Below are 14,721 nucleotides of genomic sequence, written 5' to 3'. Positions count from 1 at the left end.
ATTACAAAGGGGTGACCGCTATGGAAACGGTATTACAATTAGAAGAATTTATGACAAAACCGTCCGCCGCATTAGTAGAGGATATAAAGAAAATAGATGGTGACATTTTAATTTTAGGGATTGCAGGTAAAATGGGTCCTACTTTAGCAAAAATGGCGAAGCGCGCTGCTGAAGAAGCAGGGATTGAGAAACGAATCATCGGTGTCGCCAGATTTTCAAATAAAGACATGAAAGAACAACTGGAGTCGGCTGGAATTGAAACAATTACTTGTGACTTACTGGATGAAGAGCAACTTGCTCAGTTGCCGAATATTCCGAATATCATTTTCATGGCGGGCAATAAATTCGGTACAGTTAATAACGAACATTTCACATGGGCGATGAATACATACGTACCTGGCCGTGTGGCGGATAAATTTAAAAACTCAAATATCGTTGTATTTTCTTCTGGTAACATTTATCCATTTACTCCTGTAACTTCTGGAAATTGCGGAGAAGATGTAACTCCTATTCCGGTTGGAGAATATGCAATGTCCACATTAGGTAGAGAACGTATTTTCACCAATTTCTCCAATCGTTTTCAAACAAAAATGCTCATGTTCCGTTTGAATTATGCAATTGATTTACGATATGGTGTGTTATTGGAAATTGCAAAATCTGTCTACAATAATGAGCCGGTTGATGTCACGATGGGCAGTGTCAATGTAATCTGGCAAGGGGATGCAAACGAATACGCGATTCGCTCGCTATTACATTGTGACTCGCCAGTAAAAATATTGAATGTAACGGGACCTGAAACCTTATCTGTTCGCTGGCTGGCGAAGGAGTTTGCAAAACGCTTTAATAAGGAAGCAATCATTATAGGGGTCGAACAGGAAACAGCATTATTAAATACAGCGGCACATGCCCATAAATTATTCGGCTATCCCCGTGTATCCGTTGAGCAAATGCTTGATATGGTTGCAAATTGGGTGGAATTAGATGGTGCAACATTAAATAAACCAACGCATTTCCAAGAGAGAAAAGGGGCGTTTTAAATGAATGAAGCGGTAAAAAAGGCATTGTTTGACGGTGCATTTATTCCGGCACATCCATTGGCGTTAAACGAAGACAAAACATTGGATGAGATAAGTCAGCGTGCCTTGACGAAATATTATATTGATGCGGGTGTCGGGGGGGTAGCTGTTGGTGTTCATACGACACAATTTGAAATTCGCGATCCGCAATACAACTTGTATGAGCGTGTTCTATCAATTGCCATAGATGAGATGAAAAAAGCAAATGTACCTGAATCCTTCATAAAAATAGGAGGTGTTTGTGGTCCGGTAGAACAGGCAAAAAATGAAGCGACAGTTTTAAAAACGCTTGGCTATGATTTAGCATTACTAAGTATGGGAGGACTGCAGCATTTATCAGAAGCGCAGTTATTAGAACGTACGAGAGAAGTTGCCAAAATCATTCCTGTAGTTGGTTTCTATTTACAGCCATCAGTTGGCGGGCGTGTATTCACCTATCAGTTTTGGTATGAACTTGCCAATATAGAAAATGTATTAGCGATCAAAATGGCGCCTTTTAATCGGTATCAAACATTAGATGTTGTTCGGGCAGTATGCAATAGCGAACGCCATGATGAAATCGCTCTTTATACAGGAAATGACGATAATATCATTATTGATTTATTAACTGAATATGCATTTACTATCAATGGCAAAACCGTTAAAAAGAAAATAGTTGGCGGCCTGTTAGGGCATTGGTCAGTATGGGCAAAAACAGCAGTTCAATATTTTGATGAGATCAAGGCAATTCGGGATAAAGCGCAAATTGATGCAAGCTGGTTAACAAGAGCCATTGAAGTGACGGATGCGAATGCGGCTTTCTTTGACCCGGTACATGCCTTTAAAGGGAGCATTGCAGGTATCAATGAAGTATTGACGAGACAAGGGTTGTTAAAAGGAAACTGGTGTCTGGCAGACCATGAAGTATTAAGTGAAGGCCAAGCGGAAGAAATAACTCGTGTTTACAAAATGTATCCGCATTTACAAGATGATGCATTTGTTAGACAGAATTTAGCAAAATGGAAATCAGGTGAGAAAAGTGAAAGCTTTACAAGCACATGATGGAGTCGTGAAAATAGCTGAAATCGAACAACCTGAGCTTTTTGAGGCAGGAGTATTGGTAGAGACCCATTATACTGCTGTTTCACCAGGAACTGAACGGTTATTAATTGAAGGAAGCAAAAAAGGTGTACGTCAGCTTGGCTATAGCGCCGTTGGTAAAGTAAAGAAAGTTGGTCAAAGTGTTAAATCTGTTCAAGTAGGTGATATGGTTGCTTGCTATGGTGCACCTTATGTTGGGCATATGGAGCAAATTGTTGTACCTGAACCATTAGTAGCTAAATGTTCCGCAGAAGTTTTGCCAAAGCACGCCGCATTCGCAGCACACGGTACGATTGCCATTCATGCTATACGCCAAGGACAGTTACAGTTTGGTGAGTCGGTAGTAGTTATCGGGTTAGGTGTACTTGGACAAATGATTGCAAAGATTTGTGCTGCTGCAAGCTATGAGGTCATCTGCTATGAGCCCAATGCAAAAAGAGCTGTAATGCTGAAAGATACACCGGGCATCGAGGTATTTTCGGATTTAACAAAAATGGAACAGCATATTATGGATTTTACAAACGGGTATGGTGTAGATGCTGTTCTCTTATGTGCTGGCGGCAAACATTCAGAAACAACTTCCCGTAGCCTTGAATGGGTTCGTAAGCAAGGGAGAATTGTTATTGTCGGAGATGTAGAACCGCAATTTAATCGAGAGCAGTTGTTCATCAAGGAAGCGGTCATTACGATTTCAAGAGCTGGGGGACCAGGTCGTTATGATGTTCGCTATGAAAAAGAGGCAACTGACTACCCGTATCATTATGTTCGCTGGACGGAAGGACGAAATCTGGCAGCCTATATACGTTTATTGGAACGAAAGGCGATCGATGTTTCTGACTTTGTCCAACTGGGAATTCCTTTTGAAGATTCAGCCGGTGTGTATGACATATTAGAGAGCAGTGAGGCATTGACCGCCATCATTGAATATTCGGGAGGGAATTAACATGTTAAAGGTTGGTGTAATTGGAGGAGGATCTATTTCCGAGTTCCATTTAAAACCTTATTTCGATCATCCCAATGTAGAGATTGTTGCAATTTGTGATAGTAATGAACGAAGACTACATGCGTTAGGAAAAAAATACAGTGTAGAGAATTTATATTTAAAAGTGAGTGAGTTCCTTGCGAACGAGGAAATTGATGCAATCAGTATTTGCACATGGAATAATTCCCATGCCGAAATTGCAATACAGGCACTCCAACAAAACAAGCATGTTCTACTTGAAAAACCATTAAGTTTAACACTTGATGAAGCCTATGCAGTGGAAGCAGCGGTAAAAGAATCGAAAAAGATTTTACAAGTTGGTTACGTACGTCGATTTGCGACAAATGTAGACGTTCTTAAAAAGTTTATCGATGCAGGGGAACTGGGGGAAATTTATTATGCGAAGGCTTCATGCATCCGCAGATTGGGGAACCCGGGCGGCTGGTTCAGTGATATCAAAAAATCCGGCGGCGGGCCATTGATTGATTTAGGAACGCATATGATCGACCTTTGCTGGTATTTAATGGGGAAACCAAAACCGGTTTCAGTTTCGGGGAATACGTATAAAAAATTGGGAAATCGCTCACATATAGAAAACTTATCTTTTTATAAAGCGGCTGATTATAACGCCGAGCACAATGATGTGGAAGATCTTGCGAATGCGCTCATTCGCTTTGAAAATGGTGCTTCCCTATTTGTGGATGTAAGTTTTACATTACATGCAAAACAAGATGAAGTATCAGTAAAACTTTATGGTGAAAATGGCGGAGCCGAAGTAGAACCGGAGTTGGCCATTATAAAAGAGCGGCATGAAACAATTATAAATATTACCCCGCAAATCGATATGTTGAGCTTTGATTTTACTGGTTCATTCATTAATGAGATTAACCACTTTGTCGAGTGCTGCCTGAATAATGTACAGCCCATTTCTACGGTGGAAGACGGGGTTGAAGTGACGAAAATGTTGGCGGCGATTTATGAATCAGCTGCAACAAAACAAGAAATAAAATTGTAGGTGATTACTAATGAAAATCGTATTGGAAAAAGACCGGCAGCTGCTCATGCATTCTCCGCTGTACCGCTTTACAAACGAAAACAGTGAAGAGCCTAATACCGTAACAATATTGCACCACCCTGAAGTAGATGCATATAAGCCATTTTCAACTTCAGAAAAACAAGGTTTCGTTTATTTTGATTTATGGTCCTATTCATTTGCCATTCAATTACAACAAGTGTTGAAAGCACATGATATGGTAAAAGGCGTTCTTCGTCTGCGCAGAACAACGAATAACTTCTCGTATATTGAGGAGGATATCCTTGCCATATCGGAATGGTTTGGAAATGTTCGAAATGTATCGGTGCGTTCGAATGAGATTGGTGAAAATCATTATACAATCGTTCTTTGTGAATTTGGTGAATCGATCATGGCCCATTTAGAATATCGGACGGGTCAGGACCGTATTGAATTTGAATGGAGCAGTCATCTGCATATCGCAGAGTTTGATAGTTTACAAATGACGAGTGACAGTGACAACAATCGAAACCTATTCAAAAATATTGATGCAGTTCTTCAGTATGCGATTCAATGGAATGATGCCTATGATGAAAAACTTGCTGCTGTACGGCTGCTCCTGCAACGAGGTGAACTGCAATGAACATTGGTATTATGAGCTTTGCGCACATTCATGCCACAAGCTATGCAACGGCAATCGAGCGGATACCGGGCACGAAATTAACCGCTATTTATGATACCGATACGACTCGGGGCGAACAGGCGAGTAAGCAGTATGATGTACCGTTTTTTGCACATATGAATGAATTTCTGGCAGAGGATATTGATGTTGTGCTGATCTGTAGTGAAAATGTGTTCCATAAAGAAATGGTGAATGCTGCAGCAAAGGCAAAAAAACATATTTTGTGTGAGAAACCGATTGCGACGAATATTAACGATGCAAACGAGATGATAGAAGTTTGTAAAGAAAACGGTGTGCATCTGTCCATTGCTTATCCGGTTCGCTACAGCGCACCAATCCGAGATTTGAAAGCAGCCATTGATGCTGGGGAACTTGGTGAGATCGTTGCAATACGCTCTACCAATCGCGGGCAAAATCCGGGCGGCTGGTTTGTCGATGAGGAGTTGGCAGGTGGGGGTGCGGTATTGGATCATACCGTCCATATGGTAGATATTATGCGCTGGTATATGAACAGTGAAGCAAAGGAAATTACTGCATTTGCGAATAACTATTTTACCGAACTTGATACGGATGACGCAGGAATTATGACAATTGTATTTGATAATGGAGTGATTGCTTCACATGATGCAAGCTGGTCACGGTTCCCGGAATTTCCGACATGGGGTGACGTGATGATTGAAGTAATCGGAACGAAAGCAACACGAAAAGTGGATGTGTTTAACGAGAAGCTCCAATTATATGGGAAGGGTAATAAATCGCTCACACATTTATATAGCGGAAATGATACCGACTTTGATTTAATTGTCGACTTTCTTAATTCTATTCAACAACAAAAACAACCGCTTATTTCGGGTCATGATGGTCTGAAATCTTTAGAAATTGCACTGGCAGCATATGAATCAAATAGCAGAAAGCAAGCAGTAAAACTATAAGACAATTCAAAGGATACTCATAACGGGTATCCTTTTCGTTCAATCAGAGTGCAATTAATGAAAGGGATCGATGCAGATGAATATACAACCGGACTATAAAAATGAAATTGAACAATTTGCATTTGAGGAACTAGAACGCTTTTATACGGGAGATAAACGAGTCATGTTGGAACGATTCAATCCATCACGGAATGGGGATGAATTTGAAATTGTTCAAACAGAAAATCATTATGTGATTCGAGGGAATACAAGCCGCGCCTTGTTGTACGGGGTATATAAATTGATTGAAAAAGTAGAAGGGCTTATATTTCTGGAATTAGAGAAAGAAAGAAAAATCGCAATCCAGGGGCTAACAAGTACCTATGAAGGAAAACCGAAGTTCAGTCGTCGAGGCAATGTATTTGAAACAATCGATGACATTCCTTTTTTAAAGAACATGCTCAATGTTGGTACAAAAAATGGACTAAATGAAGTGTTCTTTACATTTTTCCTCTGGGATGAAGTAAAGGATGCACTTTTACCGGAAATTAAAAAGCGTGGAATTGATGTTACGTTAGGCGGGCATAGTTTACGTTATTTATTGGCAAAGGCAAAAGGAGTTACCGTTTCAGGAAAGGCTGCTGCTGATGGGGCGGTAAATGATTTAGTAGGTGAGGAAACAGAATTTACGTCGGCCAATGCGCTAAAAAATCAGGACTTTTTACAGGATGAAAAAGCGCAACAATATGTCATTGACGTAATCGTATCTTATTGTGAAGCAGAACCTGTTATTCGCCGGATCTCCCTATGGCCGGAAGATGTAGGAGCAAAAGGTGAAGAAGCAAAGCTCTTTTTAACTCAATATATGGCCTTCACTGAAAAACTCCAGCAAGCATTAGCCGGAGCTGGGCTACAAGTTGAAGTAGAGCATATTGTCTATAATGCTGGCCTAAGCTGGGAAATGCTTGAACGCAAAGAGCAGCAGGTGAGTTCTGCAAATGTTTTATATGCATATTGGGGACGTAATTATTCACAGAGTTATGCCTCACAGCGAGATCAGCGTGCATGGGAAAGCCTGATGGACTGGCGCAGTTCGACAGACAAACAATTTACGGTATTTGAATATTACAGTGACCACTTTATGCTAAGTGAACTTTTCCCGCTTTTATTTAAAAGGATAGCGACAGACATAGAGAATTATAAAGAGGCCGGCTGTGACGGTATGGTCAATTTAGTCGTTCCACTGCATAAAGTCGCAAAGGCACAGCCACATATGGATCAATATGATTATCAGCAGTACCAGCAATTTAACAATATCGTATTTGCGCGGTCGCTTTGGGAAGACGTTGAAACCGTTCCTCATTTACTGTCACCGGCAATGCAGCAGCTAGCTGAGAAAATTGAACAAGTTTTTGCACGAAATAGTCAGTATAACGCCATATTTTTCCCTGGCCGTGTTGTAGAAGCAAAAAACCCGGAAGCGAAACCTGAGGTACTGGAGTTATTGAAGAAGATGGAACATTTACTGCAACAGGCGCAATTGGAAGAGCCGATTCAACATTATGTTGAATCATTACAGCGAGTTGTTCAGGCTACGAAGTTACGTTGGGAGGCTTTATAAATGTGGAAATCGGTTTATTATTACCGTAAAAAAGAAAAGAGACAACAGCATTATAAGCAGGAAGTATTAATATACGGGGCGACACCTGCAGGCATTACAGCAGCCATTACATTAAAAAAGAAGGGACAAGATGTTCGTATTGCTGAATGCAGCCGCTTTGTCGGCGGGATGACGACAAGTGGATTAGGGGCGACCGATTTAGGTGCTGAACAGGCGATTGGTGGTTTAGCAATGCAATTTTATGAAGAAATCGCACAACACTATGGAATTGAAAAATGTGTACGGTTCGAACCACATGTAGCAGAACATATTTTTAAAACTTGGTTAGAAGAAAATGAGATTGATGTCCAAACAGAGCAATTTATTGAAACCGTTCTTTGTGAAGACCAGCAAATTCAGCAAATCGTTATGACGGACGGCACAACCTATGAAGCGAAGCAATTTATTGATGCAAGCTACGAAGGTGATCTGCTGGGGCATGCAGGGGTCGAATACATTGTAGGAAGAGAAGCGAGCACTGTTTATAAGGAAATTTATAATGGTGTTCAATTTGGTACACAGCATCATAAATTTGAAAGTTTTATAGATCCGTATATTGAAGAAGGCAATCCGGCAAGCGGGCTATTATATGGTATTTCAGATGAGGTTGTGACAGAGCAAAATGGTGCGGGTGATCATCGTATTCAAGCATATAATTTCCGGATGTGTTTAACGAAGGAGCAAAAAGTGCCGTTCCCAAAACCGAACGGGTATGAGCGCAATCATTATGTACTGCTCCTACGTTATATTAAGGCAGGGCATTGGGATGCGATGAAGTTACATACACCTTTGATGAACGGAAAGACCGATTTAAATAATCATGGGGCATTTTCTACGGATTTCATCGGGATGAATTATACTTTCCCTGATGCGAATTATGAACTAAGAGAAAAAATGTATCAGCAGCATGTTACGTATGTTGCGGGTTTATTGTACTTTCTGGCCAATGATGAAGACGTACCGCATGTTATTCGTGAAGAAGTGAGACAGTGGGGATTGGCTTCAGATGAGTTTACCGAAACAGGCAATTGGCCGCGCCAGCTGTATATAAGGGAAGCAAGGCGAATGAGAGGCGAGTATGTCATGACAGAACATAATGCCTTGCAACGTATAATTTGCGAACAGCCTATTGCCATCGCATCTTTTCATATGGATTCACATCATTGCCGTCGTGTCATCATCAATGGTCGAGTAATGAATGAAGGCGATATCCAAGTACCGGTAAAACCATTTATGATTGATTTGCGCTCGCTTTTACCGAAAAAAGAGCATTGTACGAACTTAATTGTTCCTGTATGCCTAAGTGCGTCTCACATTGCATATGGTTCAATTCGGATGGAACCGGTATTTATGATGCTTGGGCAAGGGGCAGGTACTGTAGCGGCAATTGCGCTACAGGAAGGGAAGGCCGTTCAGGATATTTTATATGAGCAAATAAGACCGCAGTTAATAGAGCAAGGGCTGGTTGTTGAATGGGATGAAGCCTTTATTGACGATCCGTTACGTCGAATGGAAGAAACATTTGGGGGGAAATAAGATGCTAAAGCCAGTAACAAAAGAATCTCACAAGGACATAGTAGACTTATGGAATATTTGTCTACCTGACTTTAAGTTATCAGATCGCTTGCTTGAGCAAAATAGTTGGCAATCACCTTATGTTTTACATGAAGGAAGTGCGATAAAGGAAATAGACGGGGAAATTGCCGGTGTGGTCATTGCAAAAGTGTGGCATGAAACACATGGCGTTTCTTTAAATAAGGAGCATGGCTGGATTCAAATGCTGCTTGTGCACCCGGATTACCGTCAGCAAAAAATTGGAACCGAATTATACCGTTATGCAGAACGGGCCCTTCTCAATAACGGCATAAAGAAAATTCAGCTTGGCGGGGATTTAGGGCACTTATTATGCGGAGTCCCGCTTGATCAGCGGGAGGGTGTTGCGTTTGCAGAGAAGTTTGGCTTTAAACGAGTTGTTGAAAGTGTAGACTTCACAAAAACCGTAACGGTACCATTATTACTGCCTGAAAAAAAGAATGTTCAATTTGGTTTACTAGAAAAAGAAGAACAACAGCAACTCATTGATTTTATGGCTCAGTCATTCCCTGGGCGGTGGACTTTTGAAGCGCATGATTATTTCGCTCATGGAGGTACAGGGAGAGATTATGTCGTTGTGAAATGGGAAGGCAAGATAGTGGGCTTCTGTCGTATAAATGATGAACATAGTGCTGTGAAGGGGCCAAACTATAATTGGGCAGAGCAGTTTGAGCGATTAGGTGGCATTGGTCCACTTGGGGTAAATGAAGATTATAGAAAGTATGGCTTAGGGCGAGCTGTTATCGAAGCTGCAGAATATTATTTGCAGCAACGTGGTAAAGAGACGTTCTTTATTGATTGGACGGATTTAATCGCCTTTTATGAGAAGCTAGGCTATACAATTTGGAAAGACTACGGAATTTTTGTAAAGCAGGTGGAGTAAATGTGGATTTTAAGTGCTGATATCGGTGGGACAAAATTAGCACTTGCTTTATCGAAGCAAGAACAGCCGGAAATATTAATAAAGCAAATGGAAGTTAACAGTCCCCAGCAGTCTGAATCATTATTTGAGGCGATTATTTCAGGTTTTCATAAGCTTCTGGAAGGTGAAGAAGGGGATGTTATAAAAGTAGCGGTTGGTTTACCGGGAATTTTAGATTTAAAGCAGGGGCTTGTAGTTTTTCAGCAAAACTTGCCGTGGCGTAATTTTCCGCTCGTCCAAAGACTTCAAACGACATTTTCGAAAGCTGAGGTTTTTATGGAAACGGATATGATGACTGCAGCAAATGGAGAATACAAAGTACGTCACTTTGAGAAAGAAACATTCATATATGTCACGATTAGCACAGGAATTGCCTGCTGTATCATACATGAGGGGAAATTTTTAAGAGGGGCCGGAATTCCCGGAGAAATCGGTTTTTCAATAACAGGCTCCGGTGCCTATTTTGAAGAAGTATGTGCTGGACCCGGTTTATTAAACACATTACAGCAGCAAACAAATGAAGAAGGCAAATTACAGCAATTTTTTGAACGCTACTATGAAAAGGATGAACGCATCGTGCCGCTCATACATGAATGGCAGCAAGAAATCGCACAGAAGATTCACAGCTTCATTTTATTAGCAGATCCGCATGTTGTCGTACTAGGCGGAGGAGTTATGAATCATCATCCGCAAATTGTGGATGAGATTTCAGGTTTAGTTGACCAGTATTTTAGTTTACCATTTTTTGAACATAAAAAAGGTAGAGTACAAGCAAGCTTAAATAAAGGAAATGCAGGACTGATCGGTGCTGCGCTGCTATAAAATTTAGAAGTAGATGAAACAGAATGGGAAATCTGATTGGAAGATAATAAAACCTTTGGAAAATACGGATATTTTATAAAATTGTTTGGAATGTAGGGCGAGTGTTCGTGCTGACGGTTTCACCTTTCGCACTGTGAAAACATTAGCTGACGGCTACGCCTTTCGCTACAAGCAAAGCTTCCTACGGGAATAGCAAAATTTATTTTGCGACGAAAGCGAAGCGGCAGGAGCACCGACGCCTGAGACTACAGGCTCAGGCCGTGCCCGTGGAAAGCGTCCCGGAATGGAAATCAATTTCTAACGCTCAGCAAAATATGCCATTTTTCTCTCAGAGAAAAATGGCATTTTTGGATTATGTCCCACTATATCTAATTAGTTACTATCAGCGAATCCGCATTTCTGTTGCCGGATCAAAGAAGTGAGCTTTTGCCAGGTTGAAGTTAAGTGAAAGCTCCTGCCCCATAGCTACATCTGCATCTGCATGTATTTTACCTACAAATTGCTGGTCATCAATTGACGCATAAACAATCATTTCTGCACCGGTTAATTCACTTACTTGGACTTTCGTTTTAACGAGACTGCTTGAATCTTGTTTATGGCCATCATGAATATCTTCCGGACGGATACCTAAAATAATTTCACGGTTAATATAGTTTTGTTCTTTTAATATTTTTAATTTTTCTTCCGGAATGCGGACTTTTTCATTGGCGATTTCAAAATATTCGCCTACAACATTCCCGCGAAGGAAGTTCATAGCTGGAGAACCGATAAACCCGCCAACAAATACATTTTCAGGTGTATCGTATACTTCACGCGGCGTTCCGATTTGCTGAATGACACCATCCTTCATTACAACAATTCGTGTAGCCATCGTCATCGCTTCCGTTTGATCGTGCGTAACATATATAGTCGTTGTATTTAAACGATAATGGAGCTTTGTAATTTCAGAGCGCATTTGTACCCGAAGTTTTGCATCCAAGTTCGATAACGGTTCATCCATTAAAAACAGCTTCGCATCACGAACAATGGCACGGCCAAGTGCAACACGCTGACGTTGGCCACCGGAAAGTGATTTTGGCTTCTTGTCCAATAAATCCGATAACCCTAAAATTGCAGCAGCCTCACGTACTTTTTTATCAATTTGATCTTTCGAGAATTTCCGCAGCTTCAAGCCAAAAGCCATATTATCGTACACATTCATATGCGGGTATAGAGCATAGTTTTGGAAAACCATTGCAATATCGCGGTCTTTTGGTTCAACTTCATTCACTCGTTTACCCTCGATGCGCAATTCGCCTTCAGAAATCGTTTCAAGTCCTGCGACCATACGCAATGTCGTAGATTTTCCGCAGCCTGACGGACCAACAAGTACAAGAAACTCACCAGGTTCAACCTTTAAATGAAAATTTTCAACAGCTATATAGCCATCGGGATAACGTTTTACAAGATGATCAAAATCTAACATAAAAAACCAGTCCCCCTTTTTTATAGTATAAAAGATTAAAAGAGAGCTGCCTTTGTGCAATGTGCTTAAAATTATAAGGAATATTTTGTTAGTTTATACAACAAGGCTGCTAAATTGGCTAATAGCAGGTCATCACTGCGCTTTAAATCCAACGTAGTATCTTCAAAATAACGTTGTGTACGGTATAACAAGGTATTGCGGTGGATATGTAATTCTTTCGCAGCAGAGGACATATTTCCATTATGGGAAAATAGCGCTGTAATGGTAGTAATCATTTCATCATTTAAACTATTAAACAATGTATGCTGCAAATATTGTTGCAACGGCATAGTCAAGTGTAATGGCAATAAAGTTAAGAAGCTTTCAGAAAATGTATAAATCGTTTGGTGCTGCCGTTCAAAAATGGACTGAAATATTTTTTGCTCTGTTAAGAAAGAATGATTCAGCATTTCAGAAACCGGAAGCAATTGACCTATGAAAAGTTGTCCATGCAAATAAAAGTCATTTTCCAATATTGCCATAAAGCCTTCAAGCTCTTCTCGAGTATAATCTTTAAACAAAATAATCCAGAAAGTATGAGGAGCAGCTTCCAGTAGATAAGCATCATTCATAAAGAAAAGCTCAATAGCGTACTTTAATTGCCCGGCACCATTGGCACCATTGGTAATATGATATTGTAAAATGCGAATAGAAGAATAGTTTGCAGGCTTCGGGACTACACCTTGTGTTAACAATAGTAACCACGGATCCATTTGCTCACTACATTCTTGATAAAAATGCTTTAACATTAAAGCATCTCGTTCGGTTACTTCGCTTTTCGCAATCTCATACCAGCATGCACCAGCTGAATCAAAAAAGATCGTTGTTGCTGAATTATGAGTTGTCGGATATGTGCTATGTCTTTTAAGGGAAGGGAATAGTTGTGCAAGTTGCATAAAATAACCTCCATCACATTATCTACTTTTTGGTATTGAAAAAACGGTATGTCTTTATTAAAGATCATACCGTTTTTATTATTACTTTTGCTCTTCTTTTAAAATACGTTGTGTTTCATTGAACTCTTCTTCGATTTCCGCATTTGGTTTATATGTCAACATACTCACTACGACTGCAACGACTAAACATGCAATAAAGCCTGGTACAATCTCATAAAGCATGCTCGTTAAACTTTCCGTACGTCCCCAAACGAATGCAACTGCGGCACCGGCAACCATTCCGGCAAGTGCTCCGTAGTTTGTAAGCTTACGCCAGAACAGAGAAAGTAAAATGATTGGACCAAATGCTGCACCAAAACCGGCCCATGCGAATGCGACCAATCCTAAAATTGTGCTTTCCGGATTCCATGCAACAATTGCCGCAAAAATAGATACCAAAAGTACAGCGACACGACCTAAAAATACGTAATGTTTATCTGTCGCAGTTTTGTTGAATAAAGCTTTATAAATGTCTTCAATCAGTGCTGAAGAAGTTACGATTAATTGTGATGAAATGGTACTCATAACTGCTGCTAATATTGCTGCAAGTACGATTCCTGCAATGAACGGGTGGAATAAAATCTGCCCTAACACAATAAATACTGTTTCCGCATCCTTCAATTCCGTACCTTGCTGCTGGAAGTAAGCCACACCGACTAATGCTGTTGCGAGCGCACCTAGTAAACTGAAAATCATCCAGCCAATACCGATACGACGAGCATTCTTCGTTTCTTTTACAGATGTAATCGCCATAAAGCGTACGATTATATGTGGCTGACCAAAGTAGCCAAGCCCCCATGCAAGAGAAGAAATAATAGCTGTTGCTGTTACAGTAGAAGGAAGAAGGCTGAACATTTCCGGATCGACCGCTTTAATAGAATCCACCGTTTCTCCAATACCGCCAGTTAAGAAGATCCCGAAAACAGGAACTGCAATTAATGTAACAAGCATTATAAGACCTTGAATTACATCCGTATAACTAACAGCTAAAAACCCGCCGAATAATGTGTAGGCAACAACTACTGCCGATACGAATAAAAGACCTGTATGGTAATCCATTCCGAATGAGCTCTCAAAAAACTTACCGCCTGATACCATTCCGGAAGATACATAGAATGTAAAGAATACTAAAATGATAATCCCCGATGCGATACGTAATAGTTTCGTGTTGTCACGCAAACGGTTATCCAAATAACTTGGAATCGTGATGGAATCCTTTGTTACTTGTGTATAAACACGTAAACGAGGTGCTACAAGTAACCAGTTTAAATATGCACCGACTGTTAAACCGATTGCAATCCAAGCTTCCACGAGACCCGATAAATAGATTGCACCTGGAAGCCCCATTAATAGCCAGCCCGACATATCCGCTGCACCGGCACTTAATGCTGTTACTGCAGCACCGAGACCACGTCCGCCTAACATATAGTCTGTCAGGTTGCTAGTTTTCCGGAAAGCATACCAGCCAATGCCGAGCATCACAATCATATAAATAATAATCGCCAACAACTGATAACTGTAATCTGACATAAATACAACTCC

The 14,721-nt window shown here is 40.6% G+C and carries 13 protein-coding genes; 10 read left to right on the top strand and 3 right to left on the bottom strand.

The features are described from left to right. Positions 1-20 precede the first annotated feature (20 nt). From MHH37_RS18840 to MHH37_RS18795, 10 genes are all read left to right on the top strand, one after another. Positions 21-1,037: an NAD-dependent epimerase/dehydratase family protein gene (locus MHH37_RS18840; RefSeq protein WP_340735782.1), complete on the top strand. Its 1,017-nt coding sequence runs from the start codon at positions 21-23 to the stop codon at positions 1,035-1,037. Beyond that, on the top strand, positions 1,038-2,117 hold the full coding sequence (locus tag MHH37_RS18835) for a dihydrodipicolinate synthase family protein (protein WP_342574243.1): 1,080 nt from the start codon (positions 1,038-1,040) through the stop codon (positions 2,115-2,117). Then, a complete protein-coding gene (locus tag MHH37_RS18830; RefSeq protein WP_342574242.1) occupies positions 2,095-3,099 on the top strand; it encodes a zinc-binding alcohol dehydrogenase in 1,005 nt (334 codons plus the stop codon). Before MHH37_RS18835 ends, MHH37_RS18830 begins: the two co-directional genes overlap by 23 nt. A gap of 1 nt (position 3,100) precedes the next feature. After that, entirely contained in the window at positions 3,101-4,153 is a 1,053-nt protein-coding gene (locus MHH37_RS18825; protein WP_342574240.1) for a Gfo/Idh/MocA family oxidoreductase, read from the top strand. 10 nt (positions 4,154-4,163) lie between these two features. Further along, on the top strand, positions 4,164-4,793 hold the full coding sequence (locus MHH37_RS18820) for a peptide ABC transporter substrate-binding protein (protein ID WP_339263279.1): 630 nt from the start codon (positions 4,164-4,166) through the stop codon (positions 4,791-4,793). Beyond that, entirely contained in the window at positions 4,790-5,764 is a 975-nt protein-coding gene (locus MHH37_RS18815) for a Gfo/Idh/MocA family oxidoreductase (RefSeq protein WP_342574237.1), read from the top strand. Before MHH37_RS18820 ends, MHH37_RS18815 begins: the two co-directional genes overlap by 4 nt. A 76-nt stretch (positions 5,765-5,840) precedes the next feature. Next, positions 5,841-7,364, top strand: coding sequence for a hypothetical protein (locus MHH37_RS18810; RefSeq protein ID WP_342574235.1), 1,524 nt, complete (start codon positions 5,841-5,843; stop codon positions 7,362-7,364). Then, positions 7,365-8,939: an FAD-dependent oxidoreductase gene (locus MHH37_RS18805; RefSeq protein ID WP_342574234.1), complete on the top strand. Its 1,575-nt coding sequence runs from the start codon at positions 7,365-7,367 to the stop codon at positions 8,937-8,939. It abuts the gene before it with no gap. Position 8,940: 1 nt separating this feature from the next. Then, positions 8,941-9,879 carry a GNAT family N-acetyltransferase gene (locus tag MHH37_RS18800; protein WP_342574233.1) on the top strand — a complete coding sequence of 313 codons (939 nt, stop codon included), beginning with the start codon at positions 8,941-8,943 and terminating at the stop codon, positions 9,877-9,879. Continuing rightward, on the top strand, positions 9,880-10,740 hold the full coding sequence (locus tag MHH37_RS18795; protein ID WP_342574232.1) for an ROK family protein: 861 nt from the start codon (positions 9,880-9,882) through the stop codon (positions 10,738-10,740). 382 nt (positions 10,741-11,122) lie between these two features. Here the strand turns inward: MHH37_RS18795 and ugpC are convergent, their stop codons facing one another. The 3 genes from ugpC to putP all read right to left on the bottom strand — a co-directional run bounded on the left by ugpC (position 11,123) and on the right by putP (position 14,709). After that, a complete protein-coding gene (ugpC, locus tag MHH37_RS18790) occupies positions 11,123-12,205 on the bottom strand; it encodes a sn-glycerol-3-phosphate ABC transporter ATP-binding protein UgpC (RefSeq protein ID WP_340799343.1) in 1,083 nt (360 codons plus the stop codon). A gap of 71 nt (positions 12,206-12,276) precedes the next feature. After that, positions 12,277-13,140 (bottom strand): helix-turn-helix domain-containing protein, encoded by an 864-nt coding sequence (locus MHH37_RS18785; protein WP_342574231.1) that lies wholly within the window; start codon positions 13,138-13,140, stop codon positions 12,277-12,279. An 81-nt stretch (positions 13,141-13,221) separates the two neighbouring features. Beyond that, positions 13,222-14,709, bottom strand: coding sequence for a sodium/proline symporter PutP (putP, locus tag MHH37_RS18780; RefSeq protein WP_342574230.1), 1,488 nt, complete (start codon positions 14,707-14,709; stop codon positions 13,222-13,224). Positions 14,710-14,721 lie beyond the last annotated feature (12 nt).

Origin of the sequence: Solibacillus sp. FSL K6-1781 (genome assembly GCF_038630735.1) — a bacterium.
Lineage (GTDB): Bacteria > Bacillota > Bacilli > Bacillales_A > Planococcaceae > Solibacillus > Solibacillus silvestris.
This window is presented reverse-complemented; position numbering and strand designations above follow the sequence as displayed.